General features: G+C 53.2%; 16 protein-coding genes. 8 read left to right on the forward strand and 8 right to left on the reverse strand.

Annotated elements, in window-relative coordinates; genetic code table 11:
- The first annotated feature begins 11 nt into the window (after positions 1-11).
- Genes AC4QZR_RS01895 through AC4QZR_RS01905 form a run of 3 tightly spaced genes read left to right on the forward strand, consistent with a single transcriptional unit; the run spans position 12 to position 2245 of the window.
- A complete protein-coding gene (locus tag AC4QZR_RS01895; protein WP_494479411.1) occupies positions 12-662 on the forward strand; it encodes a LutC/YkgG family protein in 651 nt (216 codons plus the stop codon).
- A complete protein-coding gene (locus AC4QZR_RS01900) occupies positions 646-1416 on the forward strand; it encodes a UDP-2,3-diacylglucosamine diphosphatase (RefSeq protein ID WP_494479412.1) in 771 nt (256 codons plus the stop codon). Before AC4QZR_RS01895 ends, AC4QZR_RS01900 begins: the two co-directional genes overlap by 17 nt.
- Positions 1379-2245 (forward strand): hypothetical protein, encoded by an 867-nt coding sequence (locus tag AC4QZR_RS01905; protein WP_494479413.1) that lies wholly within the window; start codon positions 1379-1381, stop codon positions 2243-2245. Before AC4QZR_RS01900 ends, AC4QZR_RS01905 begins: the two co-directional genes overlap by 38 nt.
- On the opposite strand, the gene AC4QZR_RS01910 is transcribed toward AC4QZR_RS01905, so the two are convergent.
- The 3 genes from AC4QZR_RS01910 to AC4QZR_RS01920 all read right to left on the reverse strand — a co-directional run bounded on the left by AC4QZR_RS01910 (position 2242) and on the right by AC4QZR_RS01920 (position 3533).
- Entirely contained in the window at positions 2242-2571 is a 330-nt protein-coding gene (locus AC4QZR_RS01910; protein WP_494479414.1) for a DMT family transporter, read from the reverse strand. The two genes, AC4QZR_RS01905 and AC4QZR_RS01910, sit on opposite strands and share 4 nt — an antisense overlap.
- An 84-nt stretch (positions 2572-2655) precedes the next feature.
- Positions 2656-3270 carry a GNAT family N-acetyltransferase gene (locus AC4QZR_RS01915; protein ID WP_494479415.1) on the reverse strand — a complete coding sequence of 205 codons (615 nt, stop codon included), beginning with the start codon at positions 3268-3270 and terminating at the stop codon, positions 2656-2658.
- On the reverse strand, positions 3168-3533 hold the full coding sequence (locus AC4QZR_RS01920) for a hypothetical protein (protein ID WP_494479416.1): 366 nt from the start codon (positions 3531-3533) through the stop codon (positions 3168-3170). The genes AC4QZR_RS01915 and AC4QZR_RS01920 overlap by 103 nt, the downstream gene beginning before the upstream one ends.
- A 157-nt stretch (positions 3534-3690) precedes the next feature.
- Between AC4QZR_RS01920 and AC4QZR_RS01925 the strand changes: the two genes are divergently transcribed.
- On the forward strand, positions 3691-4854 hold the full coding sequence (locus AC4QZR_RS01925; protein WP_494479417.1) for a zinc-dependent alcohol dehydrogenase: 1164 nt from the start codon (positions 3691-3693) through the stop codon (positions 4852-4854).
- A gap of 99 nt (positions 4855-4953) precedes the next feature.
- Here the strand turns inward: AC4QZR_RS01925 and AC4QZR_RS01930 are convergent, their stop codons facing one another.
- A complete protein-coding gene (locus AC4QZR_RS01930; RefSeq protein WP_494479418.1) occupies positions 4954-6369 on the reverse strand; it encodes a lipopolysaccharide biosynthesis protein in 1416 nt (471 codons plus the stop codon).
- 362 nt (positions 6370-6731) lie between these two features.
- Here AC4QZR_RS01930 and AC4QZR_RS01935 point away from each other — a divergent pair, with 362 nt between their 5' ends.
- The 3 genes from AC4QZR_RS01935 to AC4QZR_RS01945 all read left to right on the forward strand — a co-directional run bounded on the left by AC4QZR_RS01935 (position 6732) and on the right by AC4QZR_RS01945 (position 10016).
- Positions 6732-8252: a PSP1 domain-containing protein gene (locus AC4QZR_RS01935; RefSeq protein WP_494479419.1), complete on the forward strand. Its 1521-nt coding sequence runs from the start codon at positions 6732-6734 to the stop codon at positions 8250-8252.
- Complete coding sequence (locus AC4QZR_RS01940) at positions 8245-8721, forward strand: gliding motility lipoprotein GldH (RefSeq protein WP_494479420.1); 477 nt, start codon at positions 8245-8247, stop codon at positions 8719-8721. The genes AC4QZR_RS01935 and AC4QZR_RS01940 overlap by 8 nt, the downstream gene beginning before the upstream one ends.
- Before the next feature lie 194 nt (positions 8722-8915).
- Complete coding sequence (locus tag AC4QZR_RS01945) at positions 8916-10016, forward strand: endonuclease/exonuclease/phosphatase family protein (protein WP_494479421.1); 1101 nt, start codon at positions 8916-8918, stop codon at positions 10014-10016.
- Positions 10017-10088: 72 nt separating this feature from the next.
- Here AC4QZR_RS01945 and AC4QZR_RS01950 read toward each other — a convergent pair whose 3' ends face one another.
- Positions 10089-10280, reverse strand: coding sequence for a cold-shock protein (locus AC4QZR_RS01950; RefSeq protein ID WP_116541469.1), 192 nt, complete (start codon positions 10278-10280; stop codon positions 10089-10091).
- Between the two features lie 382 nt (positions 10281-10662).
- On the opposite strand from AC4QZR_RS01950, the gene AC4QZR_RS01955 reads away from it, so the two are divergent.
- The gene (locus AC4QZR_RS01955; RefSeq protein ID WP_494479422.1) at positions 10663-12684 is read left to right on the forward strand and encodes a hypothetical protein; all 2022 of its coding nucleotides are present in this window, start codon (positions 10663-10665) and stop codon (positions 12682-12684) included.
- A 74-nt stretch (positions 12685-12758) separates the two neighbouring features.
- On the opposite strand, the gene AC4QZR_RS01960 is transcribed toward AC4QZR_RS01955, so the two are convergent.
- From AC4QZR_RS01960 to AC4QZR_RS01970, 3 genes are all read right to left on the reverse strand, one after another.
- Positions 12759-13625 (reverse strand): SDR family oxidoreductase, encoded by an 867-nt coding sequence (locus AC4QZR_RS01960; RefSeq protein ID WP_494479423.1) that lies wholly within the window; start codon positions 13623-13625, stop codon positions 12759-12761.
- Positions 13626-13740: 115 nt separating this feature from the next.
- Positions 13741-14598, reverse strand: coding sequence for a hypothetical protein (locus AC4QZR_RS01965; protein ID WP_494479424.1), 858 nt, complete (start codon positions 14596-14598; stop codon positions 13741-13743).
- 93 nt (positions 14599-14691) lie between these two features.
- Positions 14692-18648, reverse strand: a complete 3957-nt coding sequence (locus AC4QZR_RS01970; protein ID WP_494479425.1) for a DEAD/DEAH box helicase — start codon at positions 18646-18648, stop codon at positions 14692-14694.
- Positions 18649-18759: the final 111 nt, after the last annotated feature.

Here is an 18759-nt window from a genome sequence, read left to right on the forward strand (position 1 = left end):
AAACCCCGAGCATGTACGAAGCAAAATCGAAAGAAATTGTATTAAGAAGAGTAAGAGAGGCGCTGGCTAAGTCAGCGCCTTTTCTGCCTCCCACCCCTGACTTCAGCTCGCCCCTGCATTTGCCGCTCTCTGAAGATCAGTCCATTGCCTTTGCACAGGCATTTATCGCCAACAGCGGCCTTTTTGTATACTGCGAAGACGAGGAGGACTTTTTCGACCAGCTTTTCAACTTAAAGAGAGAGCAGCAGATCGAGTTCCTACACGTTTGGGAGCCCAATCTGCAGAACATCCTCTACCAGGCAGGTATAGATTTCACATCCACAGAGGAGGACTTTATTCAAAAGGCCCAGGCCAGTCTTACCACCTGCGAAGCGCTCGTGACGCGTACCGGCAGCATCCTGGTGAGCTCAGGCAATGCTGGTGGCCGGCGTTTGAGTATCTACCCTGAAACGCATATGGTTGTAGCCAAAGCCAGCCAACTGGTGCCCGATATCAAAGACGGTCTGCAGCGGGTGCGCGACAAGTATAAGGAGAATTTCCCTTCCATGGTATCGCTGGTGAGTGGCCCGAGTCGCACAGCCGATATCGAAAAAACATTGGTAATGGGCGCTCACGGCCCAAAACAGCTCGTACTTTTTCTGATAGATGACCTTCCGCATTGACCAGCTGGCTCCCGGCCAGAAAGTGTATTTCGCCTCTGACTTTCACCTGGGTGTGCCCAACGCCGAGCAGAGCCTTGCCCGCGAGAAAAAGATCGTGCGCTGGCTCGACACCGTAAAGCACGACGCTGCGGCCATCCTGCTGCTGGGCGACATATTCGATTTTTGGTTCGAGTACCGGCATGCTATACCTAAGGGCTTTATCCGATTACAGGGCAAACTAGCCGAACTGACCGATGCTGGTATACCGGTGCTATTTTTCACGGGGAACCACGACATGTGGATGTTCGATTACTTTCCAGAAGAGCTCAACATCCCCATTATCCGGGAGCCGATTTCTACAAACTTTGGCGGTCACAAATTCTACATCGGCCACGGCGATGGCCTGGGTCCGGGCGACCATACCTACAAAGTGCTCAAGAAGGTGTTCAATAACAAAGCCTGTCAGTGGATGTTTGGCTGGCTTCACCCCAACGCAGGCATAGGCATTGCCAACAGGTGGTCACGCCGGAGCCGCATCAGCAACACCAAGGAAGACGAAAAATTTTTTGGCGAGGAGGAATGGCTGGTGCAGTACTGCAAGGAAGTAGAAAACGAACAGCACCACGACTTCTACATATTCGGTCACCGCCACCTGCCCCTCGACATGCCCATTAACGGCGGCAGCCGGTATGTGAACCTGGGAGAATGGGTCAATTTTTGCTCTTACGGCGTATACGATGGCAAAGACCTTAAACTGGAGTATTTTGAACAGTAGACTATACCTGAGCGCAGTCCTATACCTGCTCCTGGCCGTGCTGGCTATACCTGCATTCGCGCAGCAGCCGGACTCATCGGTTGCGCTCACCTTCAGCCACAGCTTTGCCATCTCCTCTCCGGCTACGGTCTCCGTTGCCCGAAACGGCAACGTATACCTCATGGACCAGAGCCAGAACCTGTTTGTGATCGACACACTGGGCAAGCCGGTCAACACTTTTTCACCGCCCAGCCGGGGTCGCATCACAGCCGTGGAAGCCTGGAACCCCATGAAAGTCTTTCTCTTTTACGAAGACCGCCAGGAACTCACTCTGCTCGACCGTTTTATGCGCCCCATTGCCAACACCCGCCTGACGGACCTGGGCTACATGGGCAACGTACAGGCAGCTACCCTCACCTCCGACGATAGTTTCTGGCTCTTCAACGAATCGGACTTCACGCTCAGCAAGCTGGACCTGCGCTACCAGAAACCTATCATCGAAACCCCGCTCAATCTTATCCTCGACAAAGCCCGCTTTGATGTGCGCTTTATCCGGGAGTATCAGAACATGGTCTACCTGCTCGATTATAACAGCGGCATCTATGTGTTCGACAACCTGGGCAACTACAAGAAGAAGCTGCCTTTTACGGGGGTATCTTACATTTCTTTCAAAGGGAACGAGCTATACTTTGTGAAAGACAACGCACTGCACTTTTTCGATCTGTACAAGCTGCAGGAGCGCACCTTGCCCCTGCCGGCCGACAAGAACTACCTCTCCGCCCTGATCAGCAACAACACGCTCTACCTGTTCACCAAAGAGCAGGCCGATGTGTTCCGACTGAGCCGCTAATTGCTTTCGGCAAAGTATTTCAACCCCACCACACCCGCTACGATCATCAGCAGGCACAAGATCCGCATCAGGTCTTTGGGCTCGTTGAGGAATACCATCCCCAGGATGGCGGTGCCCGCGGCGCCTATACCTGTCCAGATGGCATAAGCGGTGCCGAGCGGCAGCGTTTTCATGGCTTGCGCCAGCAGGATAAAGCTCAGAATCATCACGATGACCGTCACGATGCTGATCAAAGGTTTTGAAAATCCTTCGCTATACTTCAGCCCAAAGGCCCATCCAATTTCGCATATACCTGCCAATAGCAGGTAAATCCACGCAGTGTTCATACAATTAAGTTTTGAAGAGCGCTGAAGCCCCGGTGATAATAGAATCAGGCTGCAAATTAGGCAGATTAAAGTGGATCGCCATACCTACTGCAGGCGCAGGAGCATTTCGTGCTGCGTCAAAAAGCGGTTGAGATGCATACGCTCTAAAAAAGCAGCCAGGGTGGTGCTTGTATGATCTATGTTGAGCAGCAGCAGGGCCGGTACCTGGGTTTGTTTTGACGCTTCCTTAAGCAGCGCCTTCGCTATACCCTGGTTACGGTTAGCCGGATGCACTCCCAATTGGGCAATAACGCCTGTACGCGGGAGTAAAGCAAGGAAGCCTACCGGTTGTTTTTCTGCATAAGCCTCCAGCACCAGTTTCTGATCGGGATTTTTGCAAAAGGCGCCTTTGGTATTTTGCCAGCTCGGCCGGATATCGCAGAAGCCGTCATAGGTTTTCCAATCTGGCGTAGCTGCCGGCCGGATCTCCACCGTGGGCTCAGGTTCTTTACCTGAGAGCAGCAATTCCCCAACCGGGTTCCGATAGCACTCCAGCGTGCGGACTACCCCAAAGCCGATGGAGCGGTATACCTTAAAGGCGGCCGCATTGCCCTTAATTACCTCCAGCAGGCACTGCTCCACGCCACTTTCGCGCAACTTGGGGAGCAGAAACGCATAGAGCCGCTTGGTGAGCTGGTTTCCCCGATGCTCAGGAAGCACGCCCGTGCCCGCGTTGTAGGCGGTAGGTATACCCTGCCATTCCCCAGACCTGTGAGTATAAAGCCCACCAGTTGCCCGCCGTAGAAAGCACCTGCACAAAAGGTGGGCTCTACGCCTTCGCGCTTAAACTTCATGGCAAATTCTTCCCTGCTTACCTTGATGGGGATCACGTAGTCGGCAAAGGCGGCCAGGAAGGTATCGTAAAGCGCAGGGACATCGTGTTCGCGCAAAAACGAGAAAGTATAAGAAGCCTGAGTCTGCATGAGGTATAGATTTGAAATACAAGAAGGAAGCACTTCCAGCATCAGCATTATCAACACGCCTTCCCCGATAACCCGCCTTCACTGCTTACCGTTAAACTGAAGTACTGAAAAATACAAAAGCTTATAGAAGCTAATACGAAAACCTAAAAAATAAACTATGAAAGCAGCAGTATTCCACAAAATGAAAGATATCCAGGTGGAGACCATCGATGACCCCAGAATAGAGGACGCGCGCGACTGTATACTTCGGGTAACCTCCACGGCCATTTGCGGCTCCGACCTGCACATTTATAACGGCATGGTACCCCAGGCACGTGACATGGTGATGGGCCATGAATTTATGGGCATTGTCGAGGAAGTAGGCTCGGGTGTGAAAAACCTCAAAAAAGGCGACCGTGTGGTGGTGCCCTTCCCTATCTCCTGCGGCACTTGCCACTACTGCAACATGCAGCTGCCCACGCACTGCGAAAACTCCAACCCGGATAACTACGGACCCGAAGGTGAAGTCCCCTTGATGAAGGGTGTCGGTGCGGCTTTGTTTGGCTATACCGATATTTATGGCGGCTACAATGGCGGGCAGGCAGAGTATGTGCGCGTGCCTTACGCCGACTACGGTCCCCGCAAAGTACAGGATAACCTGACAGACGAGCAGGTGCTTTTCCTGACAGACATCTTCCCGACCGGTTGGGCAGCCATTGACTGGGCGCAGTTGAAAGGCGGTGAGACCGTGGTAGTGTGGGGTTGCGGTCCGGTAGGCATCATGGCCATGAAATCGGCCTGGCTGCAAGGCGCCAAGCGGGTGATTGGCGTGGACATACAGCCCTACCGTCTGGAAATGGCCCGCAAATCAGCCAACGCAGAAGTTATCAACTACGCTGAAGTAGACGCTGTGCAAGTGATACGGGATATGACCGGCGGCTACGGAGCCGATGTGTGCGTAGATGCCGTAGGTATGGAGGCCGACCGCACCGTGCTGGAAAAAGCCATGAACGTCGTGCAGATGGAGAAAGGCACTATGAAAGTACTCGAAAAGTGCATGGACTCTGTGAGGCGGTCCGGAACTGTAACAGTAGTTGGTGTGTACGGCTCGCCTTACAATAACTTCCCGCTCTACAAGTGGTTCGACAAGGGCCTGACGCTGCGGGGTGGACAGGCCTGGGTACACCGCTACATTGATCATCTCATTTCGCTGGTGCAGGAAGGCAAAGTCAAGCTCGACGACATTATCACCCATACCGTGCCATTGGCGGAAGCGTCGCGCATGTACGATATCTTCAACAAAAAAGAAGACAACTGCCTAAAGGTAGTACTAAAACCATAATCTGGAGACCACTTAAATAGAAAACCAGCAGCAGGGCTAAACCTTGTTGCTGGTTTTTTTGCTTAAAAATATTCGGAAGCGTTAGCCACAGCTACAATCTTAGGACTGTGCCTTGCTCCTGTATTTCCAGAAAGCCGCTATACCTGCACACAAACTCAGGAGTGTAATCAACGTTTTCTGCCACACTTCTACTTCCCGCAGTTGATATGCCAATACGAGCAACACAACCGTTGCCAGCAGCCACCAAATAGCATGGTAGCGCACCAAGGCCAACTCTTTGTATACCTTCAGGAAAAAGCCGGCATAGCCCATGTACATCAATGCGGCAAAAGTGGTATAGGCTGCCATCTGAAAACCGTAGAGCGGCACTAAAATCAGGTTGAGCACAATGTTTCCTATACCTGCCACGGTGGAGATGCGCCAGAGTTTATTTGTTTTTTCATGGAAAGTGAGCAGGTTGATGACCGCCATGTACATGGGCCGGAAGTTATACCCCATCAGAATGACAATAGCCAACGGATAAGCCTGTTGCAGTTCCTGGTTTCGGATCAGGAAGCCGAAAATTTCCTTCATCCAAAGGCTCCCGATAAATGTGCCGATGAAAAAGAGCAGCTGCAATGTATAGGTCATGTAGCGTGCCTGCAGCGCGGCTTCTATGCTTTTTGTCTGGGCATAAAGCTTCATGTATAAGGGTGTGGCCGCCTGCACCACGGCGAAGCTGGCCGAGGCAAAATAAATCCCAAAGTTCGAAGCCACATTGTAGAGACCGATCCGCCCGACAGGTATACCAACCACATCCAACACAAGTCGATCAGAGGTATCGAGCATAAAAAACGAAAAGCCATGCGGCACAGCCGGTAAAGAAACTTTGAGACTGTGCCGGATGCGGTACCATTTAAAATTAAAGATAGGCCAGAGCTTCTGACTGGCTATAATGTAGATACTCACCACAAAGCCTGCCGCCGCAGAAATGGTACTGGCATAAAACCAGCCCATATACCCCATTCGGAGTTCTGCAATAAAGTAGATGGTCAGGATCACGTTAACGCCTCCCATCAAAAAAGATCGCAGTGCAGTAGGGAGCGGCCGCTGTGTGTGCAGGCAAAACATCCCCCCAAACAGATCGGTGACTACAAAAAAGACCATCGGAATCCCGACAAGCAGCGCAATGAGAAATCGGTTATCATGCGCATCGGCAGGCACCACCCAATAGAGTATGCCCATAGAGACAAGCCCATAAAGCACTGACCAACTAGTCAGAAAGCCGTAGAGCTGGCGCCAGATCCATTGGAAGCGGCTGGGATGCCGTGCAAAGCTGTTTTCCATCACTACCGTAAAGCCCAGCGACTGCAGCATGATCAGGGCACTGTAGTAGGCTGTCACGACCCCTGCCACCCCATAATCAACCGGGGTCAGGTGCTGCGTGATCAGCGGCAGGGCCAGCACACCCGCCAGACGGGGGATCTGTGCTGACAGGCCGTAGATCGCAGCGTGTGACAGGAGTTTTCGAAGCATCCTCTAAAATTAGGTGATAATCCATTCACAGCCATACCTGAGCAAATGCATTTTCAGAAATCACTTTATCCCAGGCTGTTTAAACTTCCGTAAAAGCATTAATTTATGCTCCGGTCTGTCAAAAACCGCAGGCACAAAAGTTGTCATGTTGAGCATAAGCTCAAAAAATTAGTATATTTGTTAATTCAGACAATAAGAAAACAAGAAGCTTCACGGCTATATAGGAGATATAATAAGTGGGATGTAGTTCATGTTCTAGTGGCGGATGCAGCACCGGCGAAAAGCCAGGCGGCTGCAAAAGTAACGGCGGTTGTAGCACAGGAGGCTGCAATCGTTTAAACGTGTTCGACTGGCTCAGCGATATGGAGATTCCAACCGCGTTTGAGGAGTTCGACATTGTAGAAGTAAGATTCAAGGGAGGTCGCAAGGATTTCTTCCGCAACATAAACAGGATTGACCTGACCACCGGCGACCCGGTAGTAGTAGACGTGCCGAATGGGCATCACATCGGCACCGTATCGCTGAAAGGCGAACTCGTGCGCCTGCAGATGCTCAAGAAAAAGGTAGACAACAGCGAGGAGATCCGCACCATCTACCGCATCGCCAACGAGCGCGACATGGAAAAGCTGCGCGAGGTGCAGGAGCAGGAAGCTACGACCATGTACCGTTCCCGCGAGATCATACAGCAGACGGGGCTCCGCATGAAACTCTCCGACGTGGAGTTCCAGGCCGACCGCTCCAAGGCAACGTTCTACTACTCTGCCGACGACCGCGTCGATTTCCGTGACCTGATCAAAAAGCTGGCTGAGGAGTTTAAGGTACGCATCGAGATGCGCCAGATCAGCCTGCGCCATGAGGCCGGTCGCCTGGGTGGCATCGGCTCCTGCGGACGCGAACTTTGCTGCTCCACCTGGCTCACCGATTTCAAGAGCGTGTCCACTACGGCGGCCCGTTACCAGAACCTTTCTCTCAACCCGAGCAAACTGTCTGGACAGTGCGGGCGCCTGAAGTGCTGCCTCAACTATGAGCTGGAAACCTACATGGAAGCGCTCAAGGATATACCTACCGTGTCGCGTCCGCTGCAGACCAAGCAGGGCGATGCCATGCTGCAGAAAACAGACATCTTTAAAAAGATGATGTGGTTCGGCTACCGGGGCGACAATAACTGGTACCCTGTGCCGGTAGAGCGTGTGCACGAAATCCTAAAAATGAACAGCCAAGGCATTGTGCCTGAAACGCTGGTAGAGGAACCTGTACAGGAATCGAAGCAGAACGAGTTTGTAGCTCAGGTAGAAGGCAGCCTGGAGCGCCTTGATGACAAGTTCAAGAACAAGAAAAAGAAGAAAAAGAAGAAAAAGTCAGCTGGCGATAAGGTAGAAGGCTTGTCAGGGAGTGGCATTCAGGACACAGAAGTTCGCGAGCCACGTGCCCCGCGTGAAGACAGAGGGCCTCGTGAGGACCGAGGACCGCGCGAAGGCAGAGGGCAGCGTGACGGCCGTGGCCGTGACAGAGGTCCGCGCGAAGCAAAACCTGCCGACCAGCAGCAACAGGCGAAAGCGGAAATGCCTACAACGGGAACGGAAGGAGCACCTGCCGAACAGGGCCAGCGCCCTAAAAAGCAGCGCCCACCGCGCAACCGTGGTAACCGCGAAGGACGTGAAAACAGGGAGGACAGGCCGCCAAGAGGAGATGAAAGGCAGCCGCGTGAGCCAAGGCCTGCACGGGAAGGTGGAGCGCCAAGACAGCCGCGTGGTGAAGGCAGACCGGAAGCGCAGCAACCGCAAGGCGAAGGCGCCCCGCAGCAGCCAAGGCGTCAGAAGTCACGCAGACCAAACCGAGGCCCAAAACCAAACCAACCTAATACACCTTCGTCTGATGCGTAACATGATGCTAACGCTGGCGGTAATGGGCACCCTTGTACTGTCGGCTTGCGACCCTTCACGGGTATATGAGCAGAACGTAGAAATGCCCGACAAGAACTGGACAGTAGACAATGCGCCTGTGTTTGAGTTTGCCATCGAGGACACCACCAAGCGGTACAATGTGTACTTCAATGTGCGTTACTCCCTGGCTTACGACTACTATAACCTATACCTGCAGCATCGCCTCACGGCGCCCGATAGCAGCCTGGTATCATCGTCGCTACAAGAACTGCACTTGATGGATGCCAAAACAGGCAAGCCGGAAGGAAAAGGTTCGAGCGATATTTACGATGTACAGTCGCTTGTGCTGAAGGAGGTGGCACTCCCACAGGTGGGCACTTACCGCCTGCAGCTGACACAGTACATGCGCCGCGATCCGCTTCCAAATATCCTGGCAGTGGGTGTGCGTGTGGAAGAAGCTGCCAATTAGGACCATACACGATCATTGAGAAAACGGCCGGAGCTAGCATGTAGCTCCGGCCGTTTTTTTGTGCGCATCAGCACTCTATACTTTACATCGAACGCTTTATATCCTGACAAGAAACAGCAGGCTTCTACAACAAAAAATTACGGTTGAAAGTATGCAGTATATCTTAAGTCCTATACCTAATTGCTTGCAACTGTATGAAGCTCACCCTCCAGATAGCCGGATTCGTTCTGACGCTATTTTCTTTCCTGCCTCTTATCAAATCCCCCTTGTGGTGGATCAGGGTGCTTGACTTTCCCCGCCTGCATGTGGCCATACTGCTCACGGGCGTACTGGTGGCGTATGTGGCGCTTTATGGTGTGACAGGTAGCGCAGGTGAGATTGGGATGCTCGCGCTTTGGGTGCTGGCTATTGTGAATGAATTGCGCTATGTCTACTACTTTACGCCACTCGCTCCAATAGAAGCCCTGCGCACGGAAGTAGAGGTGCCAGCCAACTGTGTCACACTGATGGTGTCGAATGTGCGCATGACCAACAAAAAGTATGAAAAGTTCTTGCAACTCGTCCTGCGCACTGACCCTGACATCGTGCTGATCAATGAGCCCAATCAGGCGTGGTACGATCATTTGCAGCCGGAACTCGATAAGCGCTTCCCCTATGCCATCAAAAAGCCGCTGGAGAATACCTACGGCATGTTGCTCTTCAGCAAGTTCAAGCTTCTGGACAGTGAGATACGCTTTATGGTGGAAGATGATATCCCTTCGTTTTTCACGGTGGTGGAATTGCCGAGCGGCCTTCAGTTTGACTTGTATACAGTACATCCGCAGCCGCCCCGGCTCATGCAAAATACCGAGACCCGCGAGGCGGAACTGCTCATCGCGGCGAAGGTTGTAAAGAAATCCCCGCACCCCTCTATCGTAGCAGGCGACCTGAACGATGTGGCCTGGTCTAGCACCACCAAACTGTTCAAGCAGATAAGTGGCATGCTGGACCCACGGGTTGGTCGTGGCTTTTTCAACACCTACAATGCCTACATACCACTTTTCCGCTACCCCCTGGACCATGTCTTTTATGATCCCTCATTCCGATTGGTGCACATGGAGCGACTGCCAAAGTTCGGATCCGACCATTTCCCGATTCTGATCACACTCAACTACGAGCCAAAGAATCAGGAAGAACAACAGCCTCCTAAAGCCGATGCCGAAGACCACGAAGAAGCCAATGAACTGATACAGGAAGGGCTGGAAAAAGGCGAGGAGCGCAACGGAGAAAAGAAGGCCGAAAACGGCATGAAATAAAAAACCCGCTCAGTAAACTGAGCGGGTCAAAATAGATGAATGCCCTGCCTAAAGGGCTATATGTTCGTCAACCTAGATACGCTCTACGTTAATTGCATTCAATCCTTTTTTGCCATCTTTCACTTCGAAAGAAACACGGTCATTCTCACGGATTTCGTGAACTAGACCAGTCTGGTGAACGAAGATGTCTTGGTTTGTATCGTCAGCTACGATGAAGCCGAAGCCCTTAGATACGTTGTAGAATTTTACTTTACCTGTTTGCATGATAAATAATTGTTAATAATAGAAGCAAAGGTAAAAATAAGTTCTTATAAATAACCAAATTCATAAAAATAAAATAAGGATATCTGTCTCAGAAACATAGCCTTGATTTTGTGACTCCTGAAGGTACCTGTCGCGAGCAACGTCGGCACTAATCTGCACGCTTCTACCCGGTGCGCACCTCATAACCCTCCTACGTGAGGTGCGTATAGCTAAAACGTTCAGTTACACTAACTAAATAGGTATGACCACCATTTTTTGATGTGGCTTGAACAAGGCCTTGCCTCTGTTCCGGCGCTTTGTGCTGTGCGGTGGCGATGTCAGATTTAATCGAGCCTTTACTATTCCAATTAATCTATAACTATAAACTGAGGAGATCAGAACTATGAAAGAAAACGAAAAAAATCAATCATCCAGCCAGTCTGGAAGTATGTCGGGCAGCTCGTCATCGGGTAGCTCTAACCAAAGCGGATCTAATTTAAGTGGCTCAAGTCAAAGTGGTTCAGGCTTGAGTGGTTCCAGCCAAAGTGGCTCCGGTCAGAGTGGTTCTGGTATGGGCTCCATGAGCCAGGGAAGTTCCGGTATGGGCTCATCATCTTCCAGTTCTACTCCTTCCTCGAAGAGCAGCAAATCTGCTTCTTCTGACAGCAAGTCGACAGGTACAAAAGCCAAATCAGGCACTAAAACCTCTTCCAAATCTTCTGATTCCAAAACAGGAAAATCTTCAACTTCTTCCAGAAGCAGCAAAGATTCTGATAGCAACCTGATGGGCAGCAGCGACCAGAGCCAGAGCTATGGTAGTCAGAGCGGCTCACAGCAGGGTTATGGCAGCCAGCAGCAAGGCGGCATGGGTGGATATGGTTCACAGCAGGGTGGCCAGGGCTACGGCGACAGCCAGCAGGGTTATGGCTCGCAGGGCGGCTACGGCTACGGTTCGCAGCACAGCGGCGGCTACGGCGGCCAGAGTGGCTATGGTTATCAGGGCGACTACGGTTCTTCGCAGCAAGGCGGTGGCATGCAGCGCGGCTACGGCGACAGCAGCGGCTACAGCTCTTCTTCACAGGGTAACTACGGAGGCTCGCAGGGCGGCTTTAACTATGGCAACCAAGGCGGCATGGAAGGCAACCGCACCCGCTACCAGGATCAGGACTACGGTGCCTCGAGAGGTGGTATGCAGGGCGGCATGCAGGACAGAGAAGGCGACAACATCGGTGGCCAGAGCTACGGTGGTTCGCAGGGCTCTTTCGGTATGCAAGGCAGTGGCTCTAACCAGGGCGGCTACGGCAGCTACGATAGCGGCCGCGGTGGATACGAACAAGGCGGTAGCTACCGCAGCAGTAACCAAGGCAATTATGGAGGCTCGTCTCAGGGCGGCTATGGTTCGCAGGGCAGTGGACAGGAAGGTTACGGCTCCAGCATGACGGGCTCTGGTTCATCCAGAACAAACATGCATGGTGGCTATGGTAGCCAAGGCAGCTACCAGCAGGGCTACGGACAAGGCGATTATGGCCAGCGCGGCTCTCAGGGTGGCTATGGTTCATCGCAGGGCAGCGGCATGCAGCGCGGCTACGGCGACAGTAGTGGCTATAGCTCTTCCTCACAAGGAGGATCTGGCTCTATGGGCGGCCGCAGTGGCTCGCAGGGTGGCTACGGCTCGTCTTCGCAAGGCAGCTATGGTTCTATGGGTGGCTCGCAGGGCAGCTCCGGCGACCGTGACCGTTACGGTTCTATGGGATATGGCTCATCCAGAGGCATGAGTGAATACGACCGCGATGACTATGGCTCACAAAGAGGTTACAGCTCACAAAGCTCCATGCAGGGTGGCTATGGCTCGCAGGGCGGCTACGGCTCACGTGGTGGTTCTTACAACGATGAATACCGTTCGTCTCAGGACCGCGGCCGTGGCGGAAGCTCTTACGGTGATAACTACGGCTCACAGAGTAGCTACGGCGGTTCTTCCCGTCAGGGCTCACAAGGTAGTGGCTATGGCTCTTCTTCACAGGGTGATTACGGCTCTATGAGTGGCCGCAGTGGTTCTCAAGGCGGCTATGGTTCTTCATCGCAAGGCGGTTACGGCTCGCAGGGCAGGTCACAAGGCGGTTACGGCTCTATGAGCAGTGGCGGCTACGGTGGCTCTGAAAGAAGCGGCGGCATGAGCGGCTATGGCCAGAGTGGTTACCGTGAAGGTGGCTACGGCCAAGGCGGACGAGGAGGCGACCAGAGCCGCTATGGCTCTATGGACAGCGGCACCTCTTACTACAGCGATAACCAGGGCTCATCTTCACGCGAAAATTATCGCAGTGGTATGGGCGGCCAGGATTCTTCGCAGCGCGGACGCTCCAACTATGATGACGATAGCAGCAGCTTCGAAACAAGAAGAAGCGACCGCTACCGCGACCTTGACTAATCTGAATTGATCTAAAGCAAGAGGCCCTTTCCTGCATCAGGAAGGGGCCTCTTTTTTTGTGCTATACCTGATGCTTAAAAGCACTCTTGGTAGTCGTTGGCAAACTGGCGGAAACTGTGGGGCGAGCGACCTGTTACTTCCTGTACTGTATGTGTTACGTCAGCAGATTTCCCAGCCTTGTAAGCAGCGTACAATTCTAAGATGGCGTCAGCTATTCGTACTGGCGTATGATGCTTCAGCATGGCTTGCCGGACTGCATCTTCAGGCACATCCACAAAGTCAATTTGCTTGCCTGTTATCTCCCCCAGCAGCGCAGCCATTTCCTGATGCGAGAGCGCCTCCGGTCCGGTCAGTTCGTATACCTTTCCATGATGCTTGTCTGACAGAAGCACCTCTTCGGTTACGGCCGCAATATCACGCGTGTCAATGTAACTTACCTTGCTCTCCCCTACGGGCATGTAGAATTTACCTTCCCGCTTAATCGACTCAGCACTGTAGTTCACCAAGTTCTGCATAAAGGCCGCGGGCCGCAGGATAGTGTAAGGGATGCCGCTTTCCTCTACATACTTCTCCATCTCCCGGTGCCAACGGCCCAGTTGTATACCTGGCTCAGCCCCTGCTCCCAACGCCGACAGCCTGACAATATGTTTCACACCCTTCTTCTTCGCCTCTTCTACCAGGTTGCGGGTCATCTCCAGCTGGTTTTCGGAAAGTGGCGTAATGAGCACAAGCTTATCTATGTTTGTGAAAGCAGCATGCAGCGAATCAGAATCATTGAAGTCGATCTCCACAATCTCCACACCGGGCAGCCGTCTCAGATTTTCACCTTTGATGACGGAGTGTACACCTGCCCTCACTATGACATCCTGCATGGAAAGCTGATTTACAATTTCATGGCCTACCGTACCTGTAGCACCCGTTACCAATATCGTTTGTCGCATCGTTTTATTCTTTTGAGGTATGTTCACTATACGTGCACAGCACTGCTGGCGTGTCGTTTTGCAGCTATACCTATAAACTGATCTGGCTGGTGTTAGGTTGAGGGTGCTGTTGTGTTTACCGCTTCAGCTCAAAACTAACCAAGTATAGTTTCCCTTTCTCATTACTGATGAGCAGTTCTGTAGGTGACAGGTATAGCACCGCTTCCGCCTGCCCTGTGCGGCCCAGCGGCAGACAATAGCGCTTGCCGGTAAACTGCACCAGCTCGTTTTCGGGTTCAAACAGGTATAGCCGCCCATACCCCAGCAGGGCAAAGTATTTCCCGTTCGGGGCGCTGTCGGCAGCTGTGATGGCTGAACTAACACGCAATTCTTCCTGCGGCGATAAGGTATAGGAACCAGCTGTGGCAGGCAAGGTATAGCGGCGGGTAATGCCTTTGCGGGCCCGGCTTTTGGTGAATAGGTGCAGACTGTCAGCACGGTAGAAGAAAGCCTCCAGATCGAAGTTTCGCTCCTGTGCCGGTGGCGGAAAATCCTGCTGGTCGGCGAAGCTGAATAGTATGGTATCCTGCACGATCATCCCCTCCTGCTGCAACTTAAAGGCGCGCAAGTCGCGGCGGGCATTGGCGTTGTTGCCGAAGTCGCCGATGTAGAGATTGCCGTTGTCGTCCTGCGCCAGCTCTTCCCAATCGCGGTTAGGTATAGACAGCGGTACAGTTTTCAGCAACTTACCCTTCAGGTTGAAAAGGTATAGCTCTGCTGGCTGGCCACCGTCGGGATGGGTCCAGAAAGTGCTGTCAGTAGCATGGGCCAGCCCGGAGCTCTCCCTTATGCGCGCGTCCAGTCGGCCGATACGCTGCACGCTCACCTTGTAATCTTTCCGCAGCCGCTCAAAATCGCTGTTGCGTCTGTCAGGTCCGCAGCCACACAGCGCCGTTTGCAGGTATACATACAGGGTGAAAAGCTTGATGAGCATTTTTTAATTATTGATAGCTAATTGTTGATTGTTGCCGGTGCACGATTTGAACAGGTCGCGACCTGTCCCAACAGGATATACCTTCCAAAATCTTCAACTCCCAAACTCTTTCACTCCCAGACGCTTAAACTTATCCAGCACCGCCTTGCTGTTAGACCAGAACTGCCGACTGTAGATTCTTTGAGAAGGCCAGTTTCTTTGCCGGAGCAGTTTGGGTATATCGGCGTGGGCGTGGCGCACGGAGAGGTTGTTGAAGTACAGGTCGTCATCGGTCAGTACTACGCTGCTGTAGTTGCCCTCCTCGACTACGGTCAAGTCCGCGAAAGGCACGGCGGCTTGCAAAGCAGGAACTGCCCGGGCCAGTTGCTCTTTAAGCATCGGCACCTGCGATGGCATGGGCAGCACCTGCGGCTCGTACTTGAAATAGCGACGACTAACCTGCTGGGCATAATGCAGGTAATCGCGCAGCAGCTTCGGTCCGGCATGCTGTGCGTTCTCTACCTGCAACTGCTCACTCCGGATACTGCTCACCACAATCACTAGTTGCCTGGCACGGGTAATGGCCACATTCAACCGGTTTTCGCCACCGGCCTGGTTCAGACTACCGAACTGCATCACCATTTTGCCTTTCGCATCCGGTGCATACCCTACCGATAAGATCACCACCTCTTTCTCATCGCCCTGCATGTTTTCGATGTTTTTGACCGTTACGGTTGGTGGCAAAGCTATACCTTGCAATTGGGCTTTTTCTTCGAGCAGGTCCTGCACCAGCATTTGCTGATTGTAGTTGAAAGTGATCACCCCCACATCCTCCATACCGCTCTGTACAAGCTGCCATACCTGCTCCACCACTTTTTCGGCTTCGGGCAGGTTGCTGTTCTGTTGCCACAGCCCCTGTACTTTCACAAACTGTATGGCGGGCTGGTGGGCGTTCACGTCATGTCGCTCAGGTATAAGCTCCAGGCGGTTGCGGTAAAAGTAGCGGTTAGAGAAATCGATCAATTCCGGGAAGCGGCTGCGGTAATGCTGCGTGAGCATGGTCTGTGGCAGGTATAGTCCGCAAAGTTGCAGCAGCGATTCTGCGGTCAGTTCCTCTGGCTCTTCGTTGCCGTTGCCGCCCCAGCGGGAACGGTACAGGTCTGACGGACGCAGCTGCTGCTCGTCGCCGGCCACGACCACCTGCTGCCCGCGCAGCATGGAGGGTATACCTGTTTCGGCAAAACATTGGCTGGCCTCGTCAAAGATTACCAGATCAAAGCAGCGCTCCAGCGGGAACACCGCCGACACTGTTTCAGGTGAAGCCAGCCAGCAAGGAGCCAAATTCAGGATTTCATCGCTGAAAAGTTCGAACAACTTGCGGATCGGGTATAGACTGCGTTTTTTGCTGACCTGCGCATGCAGACGACGATAGGTCACGGCGTTGCCAAGGCGGTTGTACTCCATGTTCCGGTAGGTCTGTTCACGCAACCGCGACAGCACAATCTCCTGACTCAGGTCCTGCTTTTGCTGCAGCAGGTTCTGGAGATCAGCTTCAACCCGGTCCAGCTCGCCGCTATCGGGCATGCGCAGTTCAGGCCACTGACTTTCGAGTTCGTGCAACCAGGCCAGGTATAAGCTGTTCAAAAACAGCGTCTCACCTAGTTGGGGGGTAGCTATACCTTCGTGCAGCACTTGCCTGCAGACTTCCTGTTCAGCAGCCGAAAGTGTGCTGCGCAGCTCATCGTAAGCCACCATCGGCTCAAAATACTGACGCAAGCTTTCCAGCAATTTAGGGCTATAGTCTTCCTGTTCTGCCAGTTTTTCGATATGCATTTTCGGAAGCCATTGCTCCCACTCGCCGTAGCGCTGCTCAAACACTTGTAGCGCCTGCGCCAGCGCTTGCAAATGATCCGACAAGTTTTTCTCCAGCCACATCTTCTCGTGCAGCACCCGCTCCCGGTGCAGTTGCTTCAGTAGTTGATGCGCCTCCAGGGCCTGCTCCACCACCTCCAGCTTTTGCAGCATCGGGGTGGGGTTGTCTTCGAGGCGCAAGGTATAGCGGATGCTTTTATTAATGGATTTGATCAGCCCCTGTGCCTCCTCCCGCAGCTCGATGCGGCGCTGCAATTCGCCCACTCTCTTAGGAGTCAGTTCAAGCTTATACTTGGCCAGTGCCTGCTGCAGCACTTTCTTGTCCTGCGAAAAATACCAGCCTATCCCTTTAAAAAAATCCTGCTTCTTCGCCTCAAAGACCGTGATTGCCGATTTCACCAGCGTCAGTTGCTCAATAGGTATAGTGGCGTCCGGAGCGGGGCAAGTCAGGTATAGCGCTTTGAGCTGGCGCACCAGTTTTTTCAATTCTGAAGCTTTGGCCTCTTTTCGAAGCAGAGGTTGCAGTGCCTCGGCCACGCCTTCCCGATCGAGCAAGTGCTGCAGTTCGTCCAGGGTGTCGTAGGCGGTGCGGAAGCGTTCCAGGCTGCTCAATTCGAATTCGGCACCGCTCAGCTGGCTTATACCTTGCTGCATGGCGCGGTACTGCTCGGGCAGTGCTTCGATGGTGCGCTCCATTTCCTGCTGCTGCGGCCAACCGAAGCCCTGCATGCTATGCCGCACTTTCCAGATAAAATCGGCCTTCTCCAGCACGATGCCCTGCTGCAGACTGGCCCGCAAACGAGGCAAAAAGTCATTCACCGTAGCGGCTGTGAACTGCTTGAATACTTCTGACAACTGCACGTGCGGCTGCTGCAGGCTGCTGCGCAGGTATAACTCCTTGGGTGACCAGCCACAACGACTGCTGTCGAACAGGGCGGTGCGGAAACTCTCCAGCTTTTGCAGGCACTGGTTAATGCCACGGCTTACTTCCAGGAAAGTACGGTCGGTGTAAATGCTGTTGAGGGCGTTGTTCTGTTTTTTGTATTCTTCCAGCTGGTCTATCTGCAGGAGTAGTTGCTGGTAGATGCTTTTGCGGTCGGCGTTGATGTCGTGCACTAAAGCGGCAAACGGACCGAGCCCGGCTGGTGACAAGCGCTGGTGCACTACGTCGAGGGCAGCGCGTTTTTGACTCACTACGAGCACCCTTTTGCCGCGGGCCGTAAAGTCCGATACCAGGTTACAGATGAGCTGTGACTTGCCCGTGCCCGGAGGCCCCTGTACTACGAGCGAACGCCCCTGTTTCACCTGCTGCAAAGCCGCCTCCTGCGACGCATCCATGGCAAAAGCAGTAAAGGTATGTTGTGCCTGCGTGGTGGCCTGGGTTATACCTGTATCGGGCCCTATAAACAAGTCTTCCATTTCCTGCAAGCCGCTGCGCTGCAACAGTTCGTCGTAGTCGCCCAGCAGATAAGACGCGGCTTGCGGGTATAGACCGAGCACAGCCTCCTGCTCCAGGTATAGCTGACCGGGTTTGAGATCGGCTTCATAATCGGCTTTGCGGGAATCGTGGAATGGCTTGAGTTTATCGGTAAAGAATTCGCGGCCGGCGTTTACAGTCAGCTGGTTTTCTTTCAGGAGCTCGTATACCTGTGTGCGGAATTCCAGCGGGTGCGAGGGCAGTGTGCTCAGGTCAAGCTCCAGCAGAGGCTCGGCCAGCGGCGTGCCCATGTAGTGCGCATAGGCCAGCACAAAACTCTGATTGAACTGCGCTGGCTGCGAGGTGTCAGGTATAAGCTCCCACTCCTGCCTGCCGTTTACCTGCAGCTGCACCGGAAAAAATAGCAGCGGGCAGCGCACCGTGGTGCCATCGGCGAACTTGCCATGCACAAAAGGCCAGCCCAGGTATAGCTCCCGGCTTCCGCGCTCCTCCAGAATCATGTCGGCTTTGCGGCGTATAAAACGCAATCGCTGGCTGACGGGCGTAACGGGGGCATAGCGACTGTCGGCGAAAGGAGCCAGCACAGCAGTTTTGCCACTAATCACTTTCTCCAGTATATGGAAAGCGGGCTTGTTGTTGATGAAATCCAGCTCGTTGACATCCAGGTGCAGCTCACGCGAAAGCCGCAACAGCAACAGGGCCCTGTTGCCGGCGCTCAGGTTTAGCAGACGATGACGATAGCTTTTGAGAATGGATTTCATAAAGTGCGTTGTTCCGAAAACGGATAGAATTGCAGAATAGTCTGTAGCTATACGGCAAGTCGGCAGCATGACGGCAAGTTAGTATGAATTTAGTGGACTTGGAAACGATGA

Source organism: Pontibacter sp. YIM B11418, from assembly GCF_059278805.1.